General features: G+C 47.3%; 20 protein-coding genes. 18 read left to right on the top strand and 2 right to left on the bottom strand.

Annotated features, from left to right (window positions below; translation table 11 throughout):
* Positions 1-85: 85 nt before the first annotated feature.
* A complete protein-coding gene (locus tag HMPREF0645_RS01235; protein ID WP_007172974.1) occupies positions 86-883 on the bottom strand; it encodes a polysaccharide biosynthesis/export family protein in 798 nt (265 codons plus the stop codon).
* 226 nt (positions 884-1,109) lie between these two features.
* Between HMPREF0645_RS01235 and HMPREF0645_RS01230 the strand changes: the two genes are divergently transcribed.
* The 14 genes from HMPREF0645_RS01230 to HMPREF0645_RS01165 all read left to right on the top strand — a co-directional run bounded on the left by HMPREF0645_RS01230 (position 1,110) and on the right by HMPREF0645_RS01165 (position 15,684).
* Positions 1,110-1,901 (top strand): DUF4738 domain-containing protein, encoded by a 792-nt coding sequence (locus HMPREF0645_RS01230; RefSeq protein ID WP_007172973.1) that lies wholly within the window; start codon positions 1,110-1,112, stop codon positions 1,899-1,901.
* A gap of 600 nt (positions 1,902-2,501) precedes the next feature.
* On the top strand, positions 2,502-3,539 hold the full coding sequence (locus HMPREF0645_RS01225; RefSeq protein WP_007172972.1) for an HU domain-containing protein: 1,038 nt from the start codon (positions 2,502-2,504) through the stop codon (positions 3,537-3,539).
* Between the two features lie 7 nt (positions 3,540-3,546).
* A complete protein-coding gene (locus HMPREF0645_RS01220; protein ID WP_007172971.1) occupies positions 3,547-4,068 on the top strand; it encodes an FHA domain-containing protein in 522 nt (173 codons plus the stop codon).
* 208 nt (positions 4,069-4,276) lie between these two features.
* Entirely contained in the window at positions 4,277-5,140 is an 864-nt protein-coding gene (gene purU, locus HMPREF0645_RS01215; protein WP_007172970.1) for a formyltetrahydrofolate deformylase, read from the top strand.
* A gap of 3 nt (positions 5,141-5,143) precedes the next feature.
* Positions 5,144-5,737, top strand: coding sequence for an imidazole glycerol phosphate synthase subunit HisH (gene hisH, locus HMPREF0645_RS01210; RefSeq protein ID WP_007172969.1), 594 nt, complete (start codon positions 5,144-5,146; stop codon positions 5,735-5,737).
* Between the two features lie 9 nt (positions 5,738-5,746).
* Positions 5,747-6,463 carry a 1-(5-phosphoribosyl)-5-[(5-phosphoribosylamino)methylideneamino]imidazole-4-carboxamide isomerase gene (gene hisA, locus HMPREF0645_RS01205; protein ID WP_007172968.1) on the top strand — a complete coding sequence of 239 codons (717 nt, stop codon included), beginning with the start codon at positions 5,747-5,749 and terminating at the stop codon, positions 6,461-6,463.
* A complete protein-coding gene (hisF, locus tag HMPREF0645_RS01200; RefSeq protein WP_007172967.1) occupies positions 6,460-7,233 on the top strand; it encodes an imidazole glycerol phosphate synthase subunit HisF in 774 nt (257 codons plus the stop codon). Before hisA ends, hisF begins: the two co-directional genes overlap by 4 nt.
* 58 nt (positions 7,234-7,291) lie before the next feature.
* Positions 7,292-7,951, top strand: coding sequence for a bifunctional phosphoribosyl-AMP cyclohydrolase/phosphoribosyl-ATP diphosphatase HisIE (gene hisIE / locus HMPREF0645_RS01195; RefSeq protein WP_272866888.1), 660 nt, complete (start codon positions 7,292-7,294; stop codon positions 7,949-7,951).
* A gap of 43 nt (positions 7,952-7,994) precedes the next feature.
* Positions 7,995-8,711, top strand: coding sequence for a cell division ATP-binding protein FtsE (locus HMPREF0645_RS01190; protein WP_007172965.1), 717 nt, complete (start codon positions 7,995-7,997; stop codon positions 8,709-8,711).
* 55 nt (positions 8,712-8,766) lie between these two features.
* Positions 8,767-10,086: an aspartate kinase gene (locus HMPREF0645_RS01185; RefSeq protein WP_007172964.1), complete on the top strand. Its 1,320-nt coding sequence runs from the start codon at positions 8,767-8,769 to the stop codon at positions 10,084-10,086.
* A 29-nt stretch (positions 10,087-10,115) separates the two neighbouring features.
* Complete coding sequence (gene lysA / locus HMPREF0645_RS01180; protein ID WP_007172963.1) at positions 10,116-11,297, top strand: diaminopimelate decarboxylase; 1,182 nt, start codon at positions 10,116-10,118, stop codon at positions 11,295-11,297.
* Complete coding sequence (locus tag HMPREF0645_RS01175; protein ID WP_007172962.1) at positions 11,294-12,475, top strand: glycosyltransferase family protein; 1,182 nt, start codon at positions 11,294-11,296, stop codon at positions 12,473-12,475. Before lysA ends, HMPREF0645_RS01175 begins: the two co-directional genes overlap by 4 nt.
* A 5-nt stretch (positions 12,476-12,480) precedes the next feature.
* Positions 12,481-13,644, top strand: coding sequence for a hypothetical protein (locus HMPREF0645_RS01170; protein WP_007172961.1), 1,164 nt, complete (start codon positions 12,481-12,483; stop codon positions 13,642-13,644).
* A 48-nt stretch (positions 13,645-13,692) separates the two neighbouring features.
* Complete coding sequence (locus tag HMPREF0645_RS01165) at positions 13,693-15,684, top strand: fructose-1,6-bisphosphatase (protein ID WP_007172960.1); 1,992 nt, start codon at positions 13,693-13,695, stop codon at positions 15,682-15,684.
* A gap of 481 nt (positions 15,685-16,165) precedes the next feature.
* On the opposite strand, the gene HMPREF0645_RS01160 is transcribed toward HMPREF0645_RS01165, so the two are convergent.
* Complete coding sequence (locus HMPREF0645_RS01160) at positions 16,166-16,561, bottom strand: DUF3127 domain-containing protein (RefSeq protein ID WP_419185637.1); 396 nt, start codon at positions 16,559-16,561, stop codon at positions 16,166-16,168.
* A 195-nt stretch (positions 16,562-16,756) separates the two neighbouring features.
* Here HMPREF0645_RS01160 and dnaN point away from each other — a divergent pair, with 195 nt between their 5' ends.
* From dnaN to recN, 4 genes are read left to right on the top strand one after another with little or no spacing between them, the layout of a single operon-like run.
* Positions 16,757-17,881, top strand: a complete 1,125-nt coding sequence (gene dnaN, locus HMPREF0645_RS01155; protein ID WP_007172956.1) for a DNA polymerase III subunit beta — start codon at positions 16,757-16,759, stop codon at positions 17,879-17,881.
* Positions 17,882-17,888: 7 nt separating this feature from the next.
* Positions 17,889-18,752, top strand: coding sequence for a 3'-5' exonuclease (locus tag HMPREF0645_RS01150; RefSeq protein WP_007172955.1), 864 nt, complete (start codon positions 17,889-17,891; stop codon positions 18,750-18,752).
* A gap of 18 nt (positions 18,753-18,770) precedes the next feature.
* Positions 18,771-19,679, top strand: coding sequence for a type IX secretion system protein PorD (gene porD / locus HMPREF0645_RS01145; RefSeq protein WP_044123116.1), 909 nt, complete (start codon positions 18,771-18,773; stop codon positions 19,677-19,679).
* 6 nt (positions 19,680-19,685) lie between these two features.
* Complete coding sequence (gene recN, locus HMPREF0645_RS01140) at positions 19,686-21,362, top strand: DNA repair protein RecN (RefSeq protein ID WP_007172953.1); 1,677 nt, start codon at positions 19,686-19,688, stop codon at positions 21,360-21,362.
* The last annotated feature ends 15 nt before the right edge of the window (positions 21,363-21,377 follow it).

The raw sequence follows: 21,377 nt of genomic DNA, 5'->3' as shown, positions 1-21,377 counted from the left end.
AAATGGAATATTAAAAATTACGCAAAGGTAAGATTTAATATTCCATTTTCGCATATTCTTGTTTTAATATATTTCAACTGTTGGCTTATCTCAATATGTTAAGTACTAATGAAGCGAGTGAGGTGACAATGCCGATAACCGAGAACCATATTGTCGTGCTACTGCCTATAGATGAGTTCTTCGACTTGGTCGAGTTCGGCTCGACATATACGATGTCATTTTGTTGCAGATAATAATAAGGAGAGTTAAACAGGTTGGCGTCGTTCAGATTGATGCGCACCGCATGTTTTTCGCCGGTGGCGTCTTCACGTATCAGAAGAACATTGCCGCGCTTACCATATATACTCAGGTCTCCGGCCGAAGCCAACGCCTCGATAATGCTCATTTTCTCTGTCGATACCGGGATAACACTTGGACTTCCAACCTCGCCAATCACGGTTACTCTGTAACTGGACATTCTGACCGTGACAATCGGATTCTCGCGAGCGTTCAGATAAGGCATCACCTTCTCCTTGATCATGGCCTCGCACTCGGTCTTTGTCTTGCCCGCAACATGAATTGTACCAATGATCGGAAAGTTGATGTTTCCATCATTATCCACAAGATAGCCTTGCAGCGACCCTGAGTTGGCAGCCAGCTGCCCACTTGTGCCTACGGTGTTGGATACCGACAAGTTGAAAGGAGCAGAAGCCTCGGGGTTGGTTGTCAGCACCGTAATGGTTAATTGATCCTTGGGCATGATGCGCGCATCGTATAATCCACGCGACGCAGCCAAGCTGATGGTGTCAATGTTTTGGAAATAGGCAACGTGTTTGCTGCTTGAACAACTACCCACAAGCATTATCATTGCAAACAGGATAAAGGGTACAAATAGTTTCTTCATGTTGGATGGAATTTCTACCTCTGTTTTGTCTGCAAAATTAATATATATTTTCCAAAGCGACAAATAAATAATGTGATAATTTAAGCGTAAAATAAAAATAATAAAACCTGTATGAAAACTAAAATTCGAATCACTTCTACCTGTTGAAATAAATAAAATAATTGAAAGACTTGGGATCTCATAAATTTTTGTATCTTTGCATGGTCATTATGACTTGAATATAACAATGAATAAAAAATACTTGTTGCTATTACTTTGCGGTATAATCTTGTATGGATGCAAAGACAAGCAGCCCCAATCTGCGAGTCAGCAGGAAGATGTCCAAGCCAAGCAGATGCTGCAAGGTATTTGGATCAATGAGGAGAACCAGAGTGTAGCTTTTCAAGTGAAGGGTGACACCATATTTTATCCTGACAGCACCATTCAGCCCGTTTATTTCCAGATTTTCAAGGACACTTTTGTCCTGCACGGACCGAATGACGTGAAGTATCCCATCTTGCGCCAAACAAGACACCTGTTGAAGTTCCGAAATCAGAATGATGAAGAAGTTACGCTCACACTGAGTTCTGATGCAGAAGACGTCACGCTGTTTCCGACAAAGCATCCTAAACCCTTAAATCAGAACCAACTGATTAAGCGTGACACGGTTGTCGTACACGAGGGGGAACGTTACCATTGTTATGTACAGGTAAATCCCACGACCTACAAGGTTGCCAAAACCAGCTATAATGATGAGGGGGTTGAGGTATACAACTTTTACTATGACAACATCGTCAACCTACACATTTTCCATGGCAACAGAAAACTGTTTTCCAAGGATTTTCACAAGAATGATTTTAGCTCATTTGTCCCTCGCGAATTCCTCGAGCAATCTGTGTTTAGCGATTTGATATTCAAAGCGGTAGACAACAATGGTTTCCACTATGTCGCTTCCCTTGTCATCCCGGACTCGATGAGCAGTTTTGAGGTGGAGATTATCGTGAGCTTCAGTGGTAAGTCAAGAATATCGATACGCTAAGTTCTGAAACATCAGGGAAGGTTATTTATATTGACAAAGGACCTTCTCATTTTCGCTGATTTTAAAATCAGTTTGCTTTCGCTCAAAATACGTGAAATATGCGGTTGTTTGCAAACGCCTGACCTTCAGTGCTTTTGAAAAAACGACGCTTTTTCTCCTCTTTTTTCACCCGCGATTGAGTATCGAACGGCGAGACGAAAAGGCTTTAGACGCCGCGCGATCGAGCTTCTTTCGCACAGCCACTAAGGCCTAACCATGCGATGAGAAGGCTTTTATCGCAGCAACTTTGCGGTTTTTGGTCATGCTCGTCTCAGTCGAGCCGAAAAAAGATGGCGCTTTTCTCTCTAATTGTCTAATAAAACAATGACTGAAAAACGGTAATTATATTTTACTGCTTTGGGACGCTCGTGTGCACAAGTCAGTGCCCTCACAACTTCATGTCAGGGGTATAATCCTATTATAATAAGAAAGTAACAGCGCCCTGGTCGATTGCAGCGTAGTTTCCGATGAGTTGACCAAGTGTTTTCAATAAAATTTTTGTTTCTTTTTTTTCTTGGGCAATCTTGTTTCATTCACATTATTTTATTATCTTTGCAATCCATGATAGAACTCGGTAGACACATAGAAATATTGCTCCTGAACAGCGATTGCGTCATTATCCCCAACTTCGGAGGATTCATGGCACATTATGTTGAGGCTCGCAAAGATGAGCGCGATTCTGCGTTCCTCCCCCCTATGCGTACGATCGGGTTTAATCCCAAGCTTACACTCAACGACTCGCTGCTGGCTCAGTCGTATGTCGAGGTTTATGACATGAGCTATCCGGATGCCCTTGCCCGGATAGAGGATGAGGTTCGTGAACTCAAGCAACACTTGAACAATGAGGGGCAATACGAAATCAGTAGCATCGGCACGTTGAAATTCAAAAGCAACGGTAGCTTTGAGTTTGAACCTTGCCGGGCAGGACTGTTGACTCCGTCGCTTTACGGCTTGAGCTATTATGAATTTAAGACTTTGACGCAACTCGACAAGGAGAGTGCCGGTCAAACGCAGGACGAGCAGCATATTGAGCCCAAGGTGGTGGTACATCCGGCAACGCAGGATATACAGCAGCAGGCTATAGATGAGGTTGAAGAGGATATCGAAGAGACCGGCAAGACCACTACACTCTGGCGCAATATTGCGGTGGCATGCATCGCCTTCATCATTTTCCTGCTTATTCCTGCGCCGTTAGCCAACAATCATTCTCATGTTACTCAAAGCAAAATCAACACGAACTTACTTGAATATATTATGCCCAAGGAAGTTACGATGGGCACAACCCGTGTTGAGAATGCGGTGAAAAGTACGAAAAAGGCTTCTCCTGACCCATCGTTGTCAAAGGAAAAAGCGATTGCGCAAGAGGAAAACAAATCAGGCTTTACTATCGTTTTGGCAAGTAGGGTGAGTAAGAAGAATGCTTCAGCTTATGTGAACTCCCTTCATCAGAAAGGGATTGCCGATGCAGAGGTCTACACAAACAACAAACATACTAAGGTTGTATACGGCCACTACACCACGCAGGCAGATGCTTACAATGACCTTAACAAACTGCATGGTCGTCAGGAGTTTGCAGATGCTTGGGTGATGAAATACTAAAGCGCAGATGAAACGAATACACTGCCCCAAGTGCAACAACAATATCACATTCGATGAGACGGGCTATCGGGCCGGTCAGGTACTGCAATTCACCTGCCCTAACTGCCAAAAGAAATTCGGGATTCGGCTGCCCGAGGTGAAAAAGAAGGAAGTAGCAGAACCTGATCCAGAAGAGACTGAACCAGAAATATGCGGATATCTGCATGTGATAGAGAACGTTTTTCATTACAAACAGATCGTTCCGTTGACCTTAGGTGACAACACCATCGGACGCTACATGAAAGATGCACGAATCAATTGTCCGATCATGACTGATGATCCGAGCATGGATATCACCCATTGTCACATCCATGTGAGTCGTGACAAGAATGGCCACATGAAATATGTTCTGCGCGACGGCCCCAGCAACACAGGAACTTTTGTTGACAATCAGATTCTCAACGACCGCGAACGCAGGGTTATCGAAGACGGCACCTTGTTCACGATTGGGGCTACATCGATTATATTCAACATCAACGAGGGGGAATAAGGCTGTCGAATTCTTCTGTCATTTGATGTCGGGATTGTAAATCAGATCCTAACATATTCTTCCTTCTGCACGCTGAACAACGACCTTTTTGCATCTAATTTGTAGGTTGCATTTTACAAATAGAAGACGAATGTTGCTTTTTTCTATCAATCTTGATTGATTATAAAAGAAAATATGTAAATTTGCACTACCAACAAAACAAATTCAGATGAAGCCAACAGCCGTATTGCTTTTACACTGCCAAGATAAACCGGGAATCATTTCCGAAGTGACTAAGTTTATTACGGACAACAAGGGTAATATTGTCTACCTTGATCAATATGTTGATCATGAAGACGGCATGTTCTTTATGCGGATTGAGTGGGTTTTGGAAAATTTCATGATTCCCAAGGAAAAGATTCATGAATACATCGAAACGCTCTACTCCCAAAGATATCAAATGACTTTCAATCTTTATTTCAACGAGGACAAACCGCGTATGGCGATCTTCGTGAGCAAGATGAGTCATTGCCTCTATGACTTGCTGGCCCGCTACAAGGCAGGTGAATGGAATGTCGAGATTCCGTGCATTATCAGCAATCACGAGGACCTGAGATATGTTGCAGAGCAGTTTGATATTCCTTATTATGTATGGTCGATCAAGAAGGATCACAGCAACAAGGCTGAAGTGGAAGCCGCTGAAATGGAATTGCTGGAGCGCGAAAAGGTCACCTTTATTGTGCTGGCCAGATACATGCAAATTATCAGCGACGAGATGATTGCAAAATATCCCCACCACATTATTAATATACACCATTCTTTTCTTCCCGCTTTTATCGGGGCCAAACCCTATCACCAAGCATGGGAACGCGGTGTGAAAATTATTGGTGCCACAAGCCATTACGTGACCCAAGACCTCGATGCAGGGCCGATTATCGAGCAGGATGTGATGCGCGTGTCGCATAAGGACACACCGGAAACATTGGTATTAAAGGGCAGGGATTTGGAAAAAATCGTCTTGTCGCGTGCTGTTACCAAGCACATTCAGCGCAAAATATTGACGTATAACAACAAAACCATCATATTCAGTTAGCGCATGGAAGTGGCCATCATCAACTACAATGCCGGCAATATCTTCTCGGTGGTTCATGCCCTAAGACGTCTTGGTGTGGAACCGGAGATTACTGATGATCCCGAGAAGTTGCAAAAGTCTGACCGGGTGCTGTTTCCGGGTCAGGGGAATGCCCAGACCACCATGCACCACCTGCGAACCCACGGCTTGGACCAAGTGATTCGCGACCTCAGACAACCCGTGTTGGGCATTTGCGTTGGCCAACAGCTGATGTGCCGTCACTCCGAAGAAGGCGACGTGGACTGTATGGGAATCTTCCCGGTGGGTGTCAAACGGTTTCGGCCAACGCGTCATGAGGAAAAAGTGCCGGCCATGGGATGGAATGCCCTACGCAGCCCCAAGGGAGCATTGTTCAACGGTATTCAAGAATCTGATTATGTGTATTTTGTGCATAGTTTCTATGTGCCGATATGCGATTTCACTACTGCTGAAACCGATTACATACTCCCCTACTCTGCTGCGCTGCACAAGGACAACTTCTGGGCCACGCAGTTTCATCCGGAGAAAAGCGGGAAGGTCGGCGAGCAGATCATTGCCAACTTCCTCAATATGAAATAAGAAGGAGCTATGAATATAGAACTGATACCAGCCATAGACATCATCGAGGGCAAGTGTGTACGCCTGACCCAGGGCGACTATACCCGTAAGAAGGTGTACAACGAGGACCCGATTGCTCAGGCACAAGAGTTCGAGCAGTTGGGGTTCAAGCGTTTGCATTTGGTTGACTTGGATGGTGCTAAATCCAGACACATAGTCAACGATGCCGTGTTACGGGCCATCACGGCTCGCACCCGACTCGTCGTGGACTTTGGTGGAGGTATCAAAACCGATGATGATATAGCCAAAGCGTTTGATGCCGGAGCCTCGATGGTAACAGCAGGAAGCATTGCTGTCACCCAGCCGGAACTCTTCATGAAATGGGTTCAACGCTATGGAGCAGAACGTATGATTTTGGGCGCCGATGTCAGGAACGGCAACGTGAGCATTCATGGTTGGAAGGAGGACTCGTCGGAGAAGCTCATCCCATTTTTGAATAAATATGTTAAGGCGGGTGTCAAGAACGTGCTGTGTACTGAGATCTCAAGGGACGGCACCTTGGAGGGGCCGGCCACTGAACTTTACAAACAGATCTTGCAGCAATATCCCGAGTTGTACCTCATTGCCAGTGGTGGCATAAGTTGTAACCAAGATATCACAGAATTAGAGCAGGCCGGTGTTCCGGCAGTGGTGTTTGGCAAAGCTTGGTATGAGGGCAGAATAGACTTTAAAAAACGAAACGTATGAATACCCATGGTTTGGCCAAGCGCATCATCCCCTGTCTTGACGTGAGAAACGGAGAGACGGTGAAGGGTATCAACTTCGTGAACCTGCGTAGTGCCGGCGACCCCGTTGAACTTGGCAAGGCGTATAGTGATGCAGGAGCCGATGAACTCGTGTTTCTCGACATCACGGCAAGCTTTGAGGAACGCAAGACTTTTACAAACTTGGTTTCGCGTGTGGCTCAGGAGGTTAATATTCCCTTTACGGTTGGCGGTGGCATCAGTACGATCGACGACGTAGAACGCATGCTCTTAGCCGGGGCTGACAAAGTAAGTATCAACTCCGCTGCCATACGAAACCCACAGCTCATCAATCAGATAGCCAGTAAGTTTGGCTCTCAGGTCTGTGTCTGTGCTATCGATGCCCGCTTAGATGAAGATGGCTGGCACTGCTACGTCAAGGGAGGTCGCGAACGGACAGCATTGTCCTTGTTCGACTGGGCCAATGAGGTGGCCGACCGTGGAGCAGGCGAAGTGCTGTTCACCAGCATGGATCATGATGGTGTGAAACAAGGATATGCAAATGAAACCTTGGCTCAACTGGCTGAAAATATACCGATTCCGGTCATTGCCAGTGGTGGAGCGGGCAGGAAAGTGCATTTCAGGGATGCCTTTATTCAAGGACATGCCGATGCGGCACTGGCTGCCAGTGTTTTCCATTTTGGCGAGATCAAGATTCCTGAACTAAAGAAATATCTGAGTAAGGAGGGGGTCAATGTCAGGCTGCAAAACTGATTTAAAAATCCCCTAAAAACAGCTGGAGTACAGTTTTTTACTGTCAAAACAGCATGAATTGAAGTGCATCATGCAAATAGATTTCGATAAACAAGGCGGTCTTGTGCCAGCAGTGATACAAGACGACACAACAAAGAATGTTCTGATGCTGGGCTACATGAACGAGGAGGCGTATCAGAAGACCATTGAAACCCGAAAGGTGACCTTTTGGAGTCGCAGTCGCAACTGCTTATGGACCAAGGGAGAGACCTCTGGAAACTATCTTAGTCTGGTGAGCATCAAGAGCGATTGTGACAACGATACGCTTTTAGTCAAGGTTCATCCCCATGGTCCCACCTGTCATACGGGCACAGATACCTGCTGGGGAGAAACCAACCGGCTCAACCCTATCCTGTTCTTGTCAGAACTGCAAAACTTTATAGATGCCCGTCATGAAGAGATGCCGCAAGACAGTTATACCACATCTTTATTTAAAAAAGGTGTGGAAAAAATAGCCCAGAAGGTTGGCGAGGAGGCTGTAGAAACAATTATTGAGGCCGTAAAGGGTAACAACGACAGTCTCGTTTACGAAGCCTCCGACATGATTTACCACCTGATGGTGTTGCTCACCAGCAAAGGTCTCCATATAGAGGACTTGGCACGGGAGCTGGCTCGGCGTCACAATCCCGAATGGGACAAGGCCAGACGTGTGGAAAAAGCTAACGACGACACGAAATAAAATGATAACACAATAATCTTATTAAAGATAAAAGACATTAATCATGCTAATTGACTATCAAAAAGTTAACATATACCAACAAGAGAAACTGATACTGGAAGATGTAGACTTTCATGTTGATGAGGGTGAGTTTATCTATATTATCGGTAAGGTTGGCTCAGGCAAGAGTTCGCTTTTAAAGACGATTTACTGTGAACTCGACGTCAAAGAAGACGAAACAGAAAAAGCAGAGGTGCTCGGACGCGACCTGAAATCGATACGCAGGAAGGAGGTTCCGGCGCTGAGAAGGGAAATGGGCATTATCTTCCAAGATTTCCAACTGCTTCACGATCGCAGCGTTTATAAGAATCTTAACTTTGTTCTGAAGGCCACCGGGTGGAAGAACAAGGAGGAAATCAGGCAGCGCATCGATGAAGTGCTCAATGCGGTGGGCATGACAGAAAAGAAAGACAGCATGCCCCATGAACTGTCAGGAGGTGAACAGCAGCGTATTGCCATCGCACGATCCCTGCTGAATCATCCGAAAATTATTATTGCCGACGAGCCAACGGGCAACCTCGACCCTGAAACTGCAAACCGCATTGTCAAACTCCTGAAGGAGATTACATCGCAGGGTACGGCTGTCGTGATGTCCACACATAACATTCCGATGCTTGACCGTTTCCCCGGAATAGTATATTGCTGCAAGGACGGTCGCATGGACGATGTAACCAAAGACTACAATAAACTTGACCTGTCTGACGACCGGGAAGAAAGCTAACGTCCGACGATAACTCAATCACACATAGCATACAGTAATTTAAAACAGAAATAAAATGAAGGTATTAAAATTTGGAGGCACCTCTGTCGGGAGTCCGGAACGCATCAAGAATGTCGCCTCGTTGATTACAGAATCTGGAGAACCTACATTTATTGTGCTCTCAGCCATGAGCGGCACCACCAATTCATTAGTCGAAATTTGCGACTATCTCTATAAGAAGAATCCGGAAGGTGCCAATGAAGTAATCAATAATCTTGAAAAAATATACCTCAAACACGTCCAAGAGCTCTACTCCACTGATGAGTTTAAATCTAAGACGAGCGATTTTCTCACAGAGATGTTCAATTATCTCCGTACCTTCACCAAGGACATTTTTACCAGCTTCGAGGAAAAAAACATCGTGGCACAGGGTGAGATTATGTCTACCAACATGATGGTCAACTACCTGCAGGAAATCGGTATTCAAGCTGTATTACTGAATGCACTCGACTTCATGCGAACTGATAAAAACGCCGAACCCGACTTGCAGCATATCAAAGACAAGCTGCAGGCCATCATGAAGGATAATGAAGGGAATCAAATTTACATCACCCAGGGCTTCATATGTCGCAATGCATACGGTGAAATCGATAATTTGCAGCGTGGCGGATCGGATTATACCGCTTCGCTTATCGGGGCTTCTCTGCCTGCCGAAGAGATTCAGATATGGACTGATATCGACGGAATGCACAACAATGACCCACGTATTGTGGAGCATACAGATGCTATTCGCCAACTGAATTTTGAAGAAGCAGCCGAGCTGGCCTATTTTGGAGCAAAAATACTACACCCCACTTGTGTGCAGCCGGCTAAATATGCAGGCATTCCTGTACGGCTCAAGAATACCATAGATCCCAAGGCTGACGGTACGATTATAGATAATGTGTTGGTTCGTGGCAAAATCAAGGCCGTGGCTGCCAAAGACAACATCACCGCCATTAAGATTAAATCATCCCGCATGCTCTTGGCAACGGGATTTCTGAGAAAGATTTTCGAGATTTTCGAAACTTACCAGACACCTATCGATATGATTGCCACCTCAGAGGTGGGCGTGTCTATGAGCATTGACAACGATGCACATCTCAATCTGATAGTCGATGAACTCAAGAAATACGGCACGGTTACTGTAGACAGCAACATGTGTATTATATGTGTCGTTGGCGACCTCGATTGGAGCAATTTGGGATTTGAAACCTGGGCCACGGACGCCTTGAAGGACATCCCCGTACGCATGATTAGCTACGGAGGAAGTAACTATAACATCTCTTTCCTGATTAAGGAGACCGACAAGAAGCGTGCCCTGCAGAGTCTGAGCAACACACTTTTTAAGAAATAAACAGCTTGTCGAAAAGATTCCGTGCCGTCATGAAAGGAATGTTCCCATTACATCGCTTCCGGGATTTACCAACCCCGTTCTACTACTACGACACCGACCTGTTGCGCCAAACCACGGACACGGTGAGGCGCGAGGCCGGAAAGTATGAGGATTTTGTGGTGCATTATGCTGTAAAGGCTAATGCTAATCCCAAAATTTTGGGCATGATCTGTGCTTCCGGATTGGGTGCAGACTGTGTGAGCGGAGGCGAAATTCAGGCATGTCTTGATGCAGGCTTTTCTCCAAACAAGATTGTCTATGCCGGGGTTGGGAAGAGCGACTGGGAAATTAACCTGGCCCTCGAAGCCGGAATATTCTGTTTCAATGTGGAGAGCATGCCCGAATTGGAGATTATCAACGAACTTGCCGCAGCAAAAAATGTGACGGCTGGCATTTGCTTGAGAATCAATCCCGATGTGGATGCCCACACGCATGCCAACATCACTACGGGGTTGGCAGAAAACAAGTTTGGCATTGCCATGAATGAAATGGAGACAGCTGTCCTCAAGGCAACATCCCTGTCAAACATCAACTTCATGGGGCTTCACTTCCATATTGGTAGTCAGATACTTGAAATGAACGACTTCGAGAAGCTGTGCAACCGCATCAACGCGCTGCAAGACCTTTTAGAAGCGCGTGGCATAGTGGTAAAAGAACTGAATGTAGGGGGTGGACTCGGCGTTGATTATGAGGTTCCGGATCAGCATCCCATTCCCGATTTCGAAACTTATTTTGCCACCTACCACCATCATCTGAAGCGTCGCCCGGGTCAACGTGTCCACTTTGAGCTTGGTCGTGCCATCGTGGCGCAAATGGGAACACTCATATCACGCACGCTCTACGTCAAGCAGGGCACGCACAAGAAATTTGCAATCCTCGATGCCGGAATGACCGAACTCATCCGCCCCGCTCTTTATCAGGCTCTCCACAAAATAGAAAACCTGAGCAGCAAGGCTCCCCAGGAGAGATATGATGTGGTGGGACCCATCTGCGAGTCGAGCGATGTCTTTGCAAAAGATTATTTGTTAAACCAACTCCATCGGGGCGATCTGGTTGCCATTCGTTCATCCGGCGCCTATGGAGAAAGCATGGCAAGTCAATACAATTGTAGGAAACTGCCGAAGAGCTACACTCCGGAAGACCTGCAAGATTGTCAATGTCATAAAATATGAACACATTAATCCTTGATCATTTAACCCTTACAGCCAGTTTGGTGCTTGTCTTGTTGGGCATCCTCACACCGATGCTCAACCCTTTTTTCAGATTCAGAAAAAAACAACAATACAGCCAAGAAAGCCTTGAAGAACCAGCTGTCCAACCATCGGTCTCACTGATTCTTACCCCCTACGACGACGCTGACAAATTAGAAAAGAACTTACCTTACTTTCTCCAGCAGAATTTTTCATCGCATTATCAAGTCGTCATTGTCATCGAACAGGGTGATCATCAGGCCGAGGATATCATTAACCGCACGCTCAATGCCACCGATTTGTCCGAATCGCATGCCGAGGTTTACGTCACTTGCATTCCGAAAACATCCCGATATGTCAGCAAGAAGAAACTGGCCATCACCCTTGGTATCAAAGCCGCCAAATACGATTGGGTTCTGGTTACGGAGTCCTCGTGTCGCCCGGCCTCCCCACAATGGCTCAGTTTGATGGCACGTCACTGCAATGGGGATAACAATCTCGTGATCGGGTATGGAAGATATGACGACAGCACCCCGTCTTTTCGCAGGTTTGAACGACTGCACACCTCCTGCTATCTCATGCACGAATATACCCAAGGCGTGGCCTATCGCATGAACAGCTACAACCTTCTCATGCGCAAAAACGAATTTATGGATCAAGGCGGATTTCTTGGAAACCTGCACCTCGTGCGCGGAGAATACGACTTTCTCGTTAATAAATATGCCCCCAAAGGTACAACAGCTATCGAGACAGACGAAGACGCATGGCTCATTGAAGACCAGCCTTCTAACAAGAAATGGTTGAACAAACACTTGTACTACATGGAATCCCGGAAATTCCTCGAACGCGGAGCCAAACACCGACTGCTGTTCAACGTTGACCAAACGGCCATGCACCTCACCTATCTGCTTCTTCTCGCTAGCATAATCTACGCCATACTGACCCACAACTGGTTTCTTTTAGGTACCTCCGCAGGGGCGTTGCTTTGCAATTTGGCGTTCCGACTGATCCTCTGCCGCCGGGTCTTGAATGATTTTGACGAGCAAATCTCTGCTGTCAAAGCTCTTTTTTATGAAATGAGTCTGATATGGAGAAATGCCGGTTACATGATGCGCTACCGTTTTGCTGACAAATACGACTTCACCACCCATAAGTTGTAAACGCCATGGAACCACTCAAAATCCTGTTTTTCGTATCTCCCAAAGCCGATGCCGTAGCTGTTAACCACGAGCTGACCACGGGATTAGCACACATTTTGTCGCAGCGTGCAGAGGTGGATCTCCGCACATCGCTGCATGGCCTCGGCTCCGAAATGCTCAGCAACTACGATATCATTCATATCTTCGGCTGCTGGAACACTGCCGTCATACAGCTGCAGCACACTGCCTACAAACTGCACATTCCCACCGTCTATACACTCTTGGGCGGACTTCAGCCCTGGAACATCAAGAACCTCAAACCCACCTGCGGTTACAAGAGGCAGAAAAATGCCATCCAAAAAGCATCGGCCATACACCTCTGCAGCAAGCTGGAGTGTGACACGTTCAGCAGCTTGGGCTGGAACCAACGTTGGATGCTGGTCATGAATCCCGTGTTGACAAACCAGTTGACGTTTGCAGAGATGGGCGATAGTATGTCTGTGCTCTATCGCAAAGTTCTCGACACCCAGGCCCGACTGCTTCTCTCGTCCGATTCCAAGCAGGCAGTCGGCGACTTGCTCCAACTCGGTACAGACCGGGATGTGCTGCTCGACCAGCCTCGTTGCGCGTCGATCAAAGAACTCCTCAACAAACTGACCGGCACCGACTGGCGTAGAATCATGATATATGCCGACGATGAAAACATCATCGAACCCATAGAAACCGCATTCGAGCGAATCAACTTCACGCCGCCGGAAATCAACACGGAGGCTATCAATCGATTCACGATTCACCAATCCTATCCTGCATGCATACTGCAAGACGATGAACTTTGCTTTAAAAGCTCATCGCTCAACAGCAAATTGGAATCTTTGCTCAAGGAACACGAGGTAAACGAGCGCAAACTCTGCATCGAACTGCTGAACCTCAAGCACGAAACCGAGCATCACACTGCCCCACTCCTTCATTTGGCCAATATCTACACCACGTTGCGCTTCTGCGATATGGACGAAGACCGAATGAACGAAATTGTGAACGAATTGGGATTGGCAGACTTCGCCTCGCGACTCATGACCGTCATGCACGACCTATTGAATCTCACAGAGGGTTTCATGCCTTTCCGACCGAAGGATGATCGTGCGGCCCAGCAACTCAAAAGCAATATAACCAAGTTTAACACGTGGGCATAACTGCTTTGAAATTAAATAATTAATTGATACTGATTAAATCTTTAAATAATGGAACACAACTTTGACATCGAGAACGACATGCGCTACATACAGTTGCTCTCCAATTCGTTTCCGACGATAGCGGATGCCAGCACCGAAATCATCAACCTCCGAGCCATACTCAACCTGCCCAAAGCCACCGAGCATTTCTTGGCCGACCTCCATGGTGAGTATGAGGCCTTTCGGCATGTTCTGAAAAACGCCTCCGGAAACATCAAGCGCAAAGTGAACGACCTATTTGGCATCACGCTGCGCGAAGCTGAAAAGAGAGAACTGTGTACCCTGATCTACTATCCCGGACAGAAGCTTGAATTGGTGAAGGAGGAGGAACAGAATATCGAGGACTGGTATCGCATCACCATTCACAGGCTTGTGGCGGTTTGCCGGGATGTGTCAAGCAAGTACACTCGCTCGAAAGTGGGTAAGTCTTTGCCCAAAGATTATGCCTACATCATCCAGGAACTGCTCGATGAACGGACCGAGGATGTCAACAAGGCGGCTTACATCAATGTCATCATAGACACGATTATAGACACCGGTCGGGCCGACGACTTCATCATTGCCATATCCAATGTTATCCAGCGACTGGCCATAGACCAGTTACACATTCTTGGAGATGTCTACGACCGTGGGCCGGGGGCACACAAGATCATGGACCTGCTGGAGAACTATCATCATTGGGATATCACCTGGGGCAACCACGATATTCTTTGGATGGGGGCTGCGGCCGGCAACAACTCGTGCATCTGCACGGTCATCCGACTGTCGCTACGCTATGCCAACCTGATTACCTTGGAAGATGGCTACGGCATCAACCTCGTCCCCTTAGCCACATTTGCCATGGAGACTTACGGCGATGACCCGTGTCAGGAGTTCATGCCAAGACTGACGGGCAGGAGCGAGCATGCTGACGAGAAAACCGTGCGCCTCATTGCCCAGATGCACAAGGCTATCACGGTTTTGTCGTTCAAACTGGAAGCCCAGCTCTTTGACAAATACCCAGCCTGGCAGATGCAAAACCGCAAACTACTGGAACAGATCGACTACGAACGGGGCACCATCACACTGGATGGCAAGGAATATGAGCTGACCAGCTGCAATTTCCCCACCATTGACCCCAAGAACCCCAACGCCCTGACAGCCGATGAGCAAGAATTAATCAAAAAATTGCACCACAGCTTCTCCGTAAGCGAAAAACTGCAAAAGCACATGAGCGTGTTGCTGGCTCATGGTTGCATGTATGGCATCTACAATAACAATCTGCTCTTCCATGGTTCGGTGCCGCTCAACGACGACGGAACGCTGAAGGAAGTGGAGGTATATCCAGGCAAAAAAGCGTCCGGACTGCAACTCATGAAAGACATTGGGCATGTGATTCGCCTGGCCTTTCAAGAATACTTGAGCGATGAGGTCAGAGCGTATCCGATAGATTATTTCTACTACTTATGGTGCGGCCCCAACAGTCCTCTGTTTGATAAGCAGAAGATGGCTACGTTCGAGCGTTACTTTATCAAAGAAAAGGAGACCCACAACGAGTGTAAGGGAAACTATTTCAAGTGTCGTGACAACGAAGACGTGTGCGACTATATCCTCGATTCCTTTGGGGTAAAGGGTCCCAATCGACATATCATCAACGGCCATGTGCCCGTGCATGCGCGCGACGGGGAAAACCCCATCAAGGCCAATGGCAAGCTCATGGTTATCGACGGTGGTTTTTCGCAAGCCTATCACAAGGAGACCGGCATAGCCGGATACACCTTAGTGTACCACAGCCGAGGTCTCCAGCTGGTACAACACGAGCCGTTTACCAGTGCCAAGGATGCGATTGAAAAGGGAACCGACATCAAGTCGACCACTCAAATCGTGGAAATGTCGTCAAACAGAATGCTGGTGGCCGATACCGACATCGGCGTCGAGCTGCGCAAACAGATAGCCGATCTCGAAAAACTGCTTTACGCCTATCGGCATGGTTTGATTAGCCAGCATGAGCGAAGGAGGTAAAGATTGTCAGGAAAACTTCACCAAAAACATGACGCAAAAAACGATCGTTCCAGAAACGGAACGGTCGTTTTTGCGCTGTTATTATCCCATTTTTGATGCAAAACATTCGACCCGCTCCGCCAATAAGGTTTAATCAGGATGCGGATAGGCTTTAAACGTCGTGTGGATCGGGCTTTTTCGCCTGACCACTAAGCCTTAATCATCTTGCCGTTAAATATCAACCGCAACCCGTTTAAAAAACTTTTGTTCGGTGAAATGGCGTGTTCTTTATCACCGGTCTGGTAGACAGCGGATTGCAGAAAACTCATTTTTTTGACGAATTCAGAGACGTTGTGTTTTTGTTTTTAAATTCGCCAAGCATGCGATCTACTTTATTCGATTTTTTCGCAGGTTTTATTCAGGTATCTAAAACTTGAGGGCGGCACCTGCAACAATCTTGTTGCAAATGCCGCCCCCAGTTTAATGGTTCTTCGTATAAGTCTTAGAAGGGCAGGTCGTCCGATCCGTCGGATGAGGCAGCCAGCGGGTCAGACCCGGTTGTCGCTGCACCAGCCTCCTGTGTCGGAGCTGCTTCGCCCTGTGCCGGAGCCGGAGCTGCATTGGCGTCCACATGGTCTACGCGGAAAGCACTGATATCGTTAAAATAGCGATCCTGCCATGCGCGGGCGTTGATGTCTAACCACACGCGAATGTTATCACCCTGATGAATGTTGAATTGCTCGATCTTATCTGCTCCAAACACCCTGAAAAGACAGGTTCGGGGATACTGATCCTTGGTCTGAATAACAAATTCCTGAGATTTCCAAGGGTTGCCGGTCCTGTTGGACACCCCCTCTTTGGCAGGATATTCCTTGATGATGATTCCCTCTACTTCTATTCCTTGTAATGACATATTATGTGTGATTTTAATTGTTTTGCACGTTTAAACTGTATGCGAAATTAGGAAAAATATTTATAAAACGCAAACTTTTGGCTCTGAAAAAACAAAAAAGAAGAAAAAAAAACAATTGTGCATTTTCTTTAGATGAATTTTTAGTATCTTTGTGAGAAAATATAACAAATACCAGAACTTATGAGATTCACTTTATCCAGCACTGCCCTTAACAGTCGTTTGCAAACGCTTTCAAAGGTTATCAACAACAAGAATTCCCTGCCTATTCTTGAGAGTTTTCTCATGCAGGTGCACAACGGACAACTCACCATTACTGCATCAGACAATGAAAACATGATGCAAGCATCGCTGGCACTCGATAATTTTGACACCGATGGCGTTTTTGCCATCCCCAGTCATACCATCCTCGATGCTGTGAAGGAATTGCCCGAGCAGCCCCTGACTTTCGAAGTTAACCCCGACACCTACGAGGTGACCGTGGGATACCAGAATGGTCAATACCAGTTTGCGGCACAAAATGCCGATGATTATCCGCGCAACGAACCGCTGTCGGGTGATGTACACGTGATCACCATCGATGCAGAAATGTTGTGCAACAGTCTTTCGCGCACACTCTTTGCCACCGACAACAACGAGATTCGTCCGGTGATGAACGGTGTGTACTTCGATCTCACGCCCGACTGCCTGTCCTTTGTTGCCAGCGACGGCCACAAGCTGGTGCGTTGTCGCAACTACAGCATCAAGAGCGACATACCTGCTTCGCTCATCATGCCCAAGAAGCCAGCCACCCTGCTGAAAAACACCCTTGCCAAGGAACATGGCGACGTGGTGATCAAGTTTAACGACCAGTCGGCCGAAGTCAAATACTCCGAAGGCCTGTTGATTTGCCGTCTGATCGAGGGCGTGTTCCCCAATTATAATGCAGCTATTCCGACGGACAATCCCAACGAAGTGAACATCGATCGCAAGGTGTTGCTGTCGGCGATTCGCCGCGTTCTTCCGTTTGCCAGCATGAGCAGTCAATTGGTGCGCTTCCGTCTGAATACGGGCAGCCTTGAGGTGTCGTCAGAAGACCTCGACTTTGCCACCAGAGCCAAGGAAGAACTGGTTTGCGAATACAACGGGCAGCCGATGCAGATAGGTTTCCGTGGAGATTTCCTCATGGAAATACTCAATTCGCTCGACACCGACGAGATCAAAATACAGCTTGGCGATCCCAGTCGTGCAGGAGTCGTGATTCCGGCCACACAGTTGGAGAACGAAGACCTGCTGATGCTCATCATGCCCTTGCTACTCAACGATTAAAACAGACATGAAGTTAAACCTTACCAAACCTCTTATCATATTCGACTTGGAGACCACCGGCCTGGATTTGGCCACGGATCGGATCATCCAGATATCATATATCAAGGTAGACCCCCAGGGCAACGAAGAGCGCAAGAGCCTCTTCGTCAACCCGGAGAAGCCTATCCCGCCATTCGTTCAGGAGCTGACCCACATCACCGATGACATGGTGAAGGATGCCCCCACATTCAAGCAGATAGCGAAGTCGCTGCAGGAAACGTTTGCGGGATGCGACTTTGCCGGTTTCAACTCCAACCGTTTCGACGTTCCTATGCTGGCCGAAGAATTTCTGCGAGCCGGTGTCGACTTCGATTTTCAACGCTGCAGGCTCATTGATGCCCAGAACATCTTTCACAAAATGGAACCTCGAAATCTTGCTGCCGCCTATCGTTTCTACACGGGCAACAAGATGGAGGACGACTTCCAGGCTCACCGGGCAGACGAAGATACGGAGGCAACCTATCGGGTGCTGCAAGGACAGTTGGACAAATATAACCCTGAAAATCCTGCCGACCCGGAAAAGACGCTGGCCAACGACATGGATGTGCTGGCCGAGTTCTCGACCATGAGCAATAATGTTGACTTTGCCGGCCGTATCGTTTGGCAGGAGATGAAAGACGGGGATGGGAAAACCCTGCTCGACAGTCATGGGAAACCACGCCTGCACGAGGTGTTCAACTTCAGCAAATACAAAGGTTGGGCGGTAGCCGACGTGGTGCACCGCGACCCAGGTTTTTGCAACTGGATACTGTCGTCGGACTTCCCCCTCAACACCAAACAAGTGTTGACACGTATTCAACTGCGCGAGGCTAAGATGAATAGTAACTTTTAAACTATACCACAGCAAGTTATGCAGTTGCGTTCATGGATTGCTTGTTGTGTCGCTGGACTTTCGTCCATGATGGCTTCGGCACAAGAACTCGATGCCCGGATTGTGGTTAACCATAACCAGATACAGGGCACCGAAGCCACTGTGTTCGAGAATTTGCAACAGACGCTGGAGCAGTTTGTCAACGACCGGCAGTGGACCAACCTCAAGTTCCAAAAGAACGAACGTATCAGTTGCAGTTTCAATATAACCGTAACGAAATACGACCAGGCTACGGGTATGTTTACCTGCAAGGCCATGGTTCAGGCCAACCGCCCTGTCTACAACGCATCATACACCACGACCCTGTTTCAAATCACGGACAACGACTTCAATTTCCAGTTCAATCCGTTTGACCAGTTGGAGTGGAACGAGCAGTCGGTGGACAATCAGCTCACCGCCCTCTTTGCCTATTACGCCTATCTTTTCATCGGGATGAATCTCGATAGCTTTGCTCCGATGGGCGGCGAAGATGTGTTGCAACGCTGCATGAACCTAACCAACAATGCACAAAACCTCAATTTCACCGGGTGGAAATCGTTTGACAGCGACCGTAATCGCTTTGCCATCATTAACGATTATTTGGACGGTTCTATGCAGCCTTTTCGACAATTGCAATACGACTATTACCGCAAAGGACTCGATGAAATGGCCAATAATGTGGAGCGTGGGCGCACCGAGGTGAGCACGGCCATAGAAAACGACCTGAAAAAGTGTCACGAGGAAAGGCCGACAAGCATGCTCCCACAGATATGGACAGACTATAAACGCGACGAGTTAGCCAATATATATAAAGGAAAAGGAACTCAAAAGGAGAAGGAAACCGTTTACGACATCCTCTTTTCCATCAATGCTTCCCAAAACAATGCATGGGAAAAAATAAAGCAATAATAGTTCATGCTGAAACAACTTTACGTCAGGAACTTCACTCTTATTGACGAATTAAACATCATTTTATACCCTGGTTTTTCGGTTATCACCGGTGAGACGGGAGCCGGAAAGAGTATTATTCTGGGGGCAATCAATTTGTTGTTGGGACAAAGAGCCGACACCAAGCAGATCAAAGCCGGGCAAAGCAAGTGTGTTGTGGAAGCCCACTTCGATTTGTCCAAATACGAAATGAAGGACTTTTTTGATGAAAACAACATTGACTTCGAACCCGGCGACTGCATTATTCGGCGAGAAATAAACAGCAACGGCAAAAGCCGCGCATTTATCAACGACACTCCGGCCTCACTCAATGTCATGCGCGAACTTGGCGAGCGACTGATTGACATTCACAGTCAGCATCAGAGTCTGCTGCTGCAAAAGGAGGATTTCCAACTCAACGTGGTGGATATCATGGCCAAAAACGACAGGCAACGAACAGCCTACAAGGAGGCGTACCGAGCCTATCGCGATGCCCAGGAAGGATATATGGCCTTTGAGAAACACTTTAACGAAAACCGGGAGAATGAGGATTTCCTGCGGTTCCAATACACGGAACTTGACAATGCCAAACTCGAGGAGGGTGAACAAGACGAGGTGGAGCAACAACTCAGGACGCTGACACACGCCGAGGATATCAAGACTGCGCTTTACACAGCCACCAACTGTCTTTCGGCCGAATCGGTCGGAGGCATGGACCAAGTGAGGGAGGGCATCAATCAATTGGAGAGTATTCTCGATGTTTATCCCGAACTCTCTGAGATTGTGGAAAGACTGAATTCCACTTATATTGAACTCAAAGACGTGAGCCGTGAGGTTGAGGAACGCGCAGAGGACGTTAACTTCGACCCAGGATTGCTACAAAAGCTCTCCGACCGGCTCGACCTGATTTACTCGCTGGAGCGGAAATACCATGTCGACACGGTGGAAGCTCTTATAGAAAAGCGGGATGCCATCTACACGGAGCTTCAAAGCATTGAGAATGGCACCGAACAACTGCAGGAACTCAAGGCCATGGCAGACAAATGCTATGCCCAATGCATGAAGTTGGGCCAGGAACTGAGCGACATTCGCCGGAAAGCTGCAGCCAAGGTGGAGGCTGAAATGAAAAAGCGATTGGGACCATTGGGTATTCCGAACGTGAAGTTTGCCATAGAATTTAAGCAGAAAGAATGCTCATCAAACGGAATTGACAATATCTCTTTCCTCTTCACGGCCAACAGCAACACCCCTCTCCGACCGATCTCGGAGGTGGCTTCCGGCGGTGAAATCGCACGTATCATGCTATCGCTGAAGGCCATGATTAGTGGTGCCGTGAAGCTGCCTACGATTATTTTCGATGAAATCGATACGGGTGTAAGCGGTCGGATAGCAGAAAAAATGGCACATATCATGCGCGAAATGGCTGACAACAACCGGCAGGTTATTTCGATTACCCATCTCCCTCAGATAGCGGCATTGGGCGATGTACATTATAAGGTGAGCAAACAAGACACACCTGAAGGTACCGTGAGTCACATGCAGAAACTCTCCGATGAAGAAAGAATCAGGGAGTTGGCTCAGATGTTAAGCGGAAGCAATGTCTCAGAAGCAGCTATCGAGAATGCGCGAACGCTGTTGGGCAATGCGGCCAGAAATTCCAAATGACATGACTAAGAATTT

Origin of the sequence: Hallella bergensis DSM 17361 (assembly GCF_000160535.1) — a bacterium.
Classification (GTDB): domain Bacteria; phylum Bacteroidota; class Bacteroidia; order Bacteroidales; family Bacteroidaceae; genus Prevotella; species Prevotella bergensis.
Note: the sequence above shows the minus strand (reverse complement) of the source record. Positions and strands in the feature narration are given on the sequence as shown.

Bases quoted from the DNA above. Each gene is read 5' to 3' on its own strand.
- HMPREF0645_RS01235 (WP_007172974.1), bottom strand. From the start codon at position 883: ATGAAGAAACTATTTGTACCCTTTATCCTGTTTGCAATGATAATGCTT.
- HMPREF0645_RS01230 (WP_007172973.1), top strand. From the start codon at position 1,110: ATGAATAAAAAATACTTGTTGCTATTACTTTGCGGTATAATCTTGTAT.
- HMPREF0645_RS01225 (WP_007172972.1), top strand. From the start codon at position 2,502: ATGATAGAACTCGGTAGACACATAGAAATATTGCTCCTGAACAGCGAT.
- HMPREF0645_RS01220 (WP_007172971.1), top strand. From the start codon at position 3,547: ATGAAACGAATACACTGCCCCAAGTGCAACAACAATATCACATTCGAT.
- purU (WP_007172970.1), top strand. From the start codon at position 4,277: ATGAAGCCAACAGCCGTATTGCTTTTACACTGCCAAGATAAACCGGGA.
- hisH (WP_007172969.1), top strand. From the start codon at position 5,144: ATGGAAGTGGCCATCATCAACTACAATGCCGGCAATATCTTCTCGGTG.
- hisA (WP_007172968.1), top strand. From the start codon at position 5,747: ATGAATATAGAACTGATACCAGCCATAGACATCATCGAGGGCAAGTGT.
- hisF (WP_007172967.1), top strand. From the start codon at position 6,460: ATGAATACCCATGGTTTGGCCAAGCGCATCATCCCCTGTCTTGACGTG.
- HMPREF0645_RS01190 (WP_007172965.1), top strand. From the start codon at position 7,995: ATGCTAATTGACTATCAAAAAGTTAACATATACCAACAAGAGAAACTG.
- HMPREF0645_RS01185 (WP_007172964.1), top strand. From the start codon at position 8,767: ATGAAGGTATTAAAATTTGGAGGCACCTCTGTCGGGAGTCCGGAACGC.
- lysA (WP_007172963.1), top strand. From the start codon at position 10,116: ATGAAAGGAATGTTCCCATTACATCGCTTCCGGGATTTACCAACCCCG.
- HMPREF0645_RS01175 (WP_007172962.1), top strand. From the start codon at position 11,294: ATGAACACATTAATCCTTGATCATTTAACCCTTACAGCCAGTTTGGTG.
- HMPREF0645_RS01170 (WP_007172961.1), top strand. From the start codon at position 12,481: ATGGAACCACTCAAAATCCTGTTTTTCGTATCTCCCAAAGCCGATGCC.
- HMPREF0645_RS01165 (WP_007172960.1), top strand. From the start codon at position 13,693: ATGGAACACAACTTTGACATCGAGAACGACATGCGCTACATACAGTTG.
- dnaN (WP_007172956.1), top strand. From the start codon at position 16,757: ATGAGATTCACTTTATCCAGCACTGCCCTTAACAGTCGTTTGCAAACG.
- HMPREF0645_RS01150 (WP_007172955.1), top strand. From the start codon at position 17,889: ATGAAGTTAAACCTTACCAAACCTCTTATCATATTCGACTTGGAGACC.
- porD (WP_044123116.1), top strand. From the start codon at position 18,771: ATGCAGTTGCGTTCATGGATTGCTTGTTGTGTCGCTGGACTTTCGTCC.
- recN (WP_007172953.1), top strand. From the start codon at position 19,686: ATGCTGAAACAACTTTACGTCAGGAACTTCACTCTTATTGACGAATTA.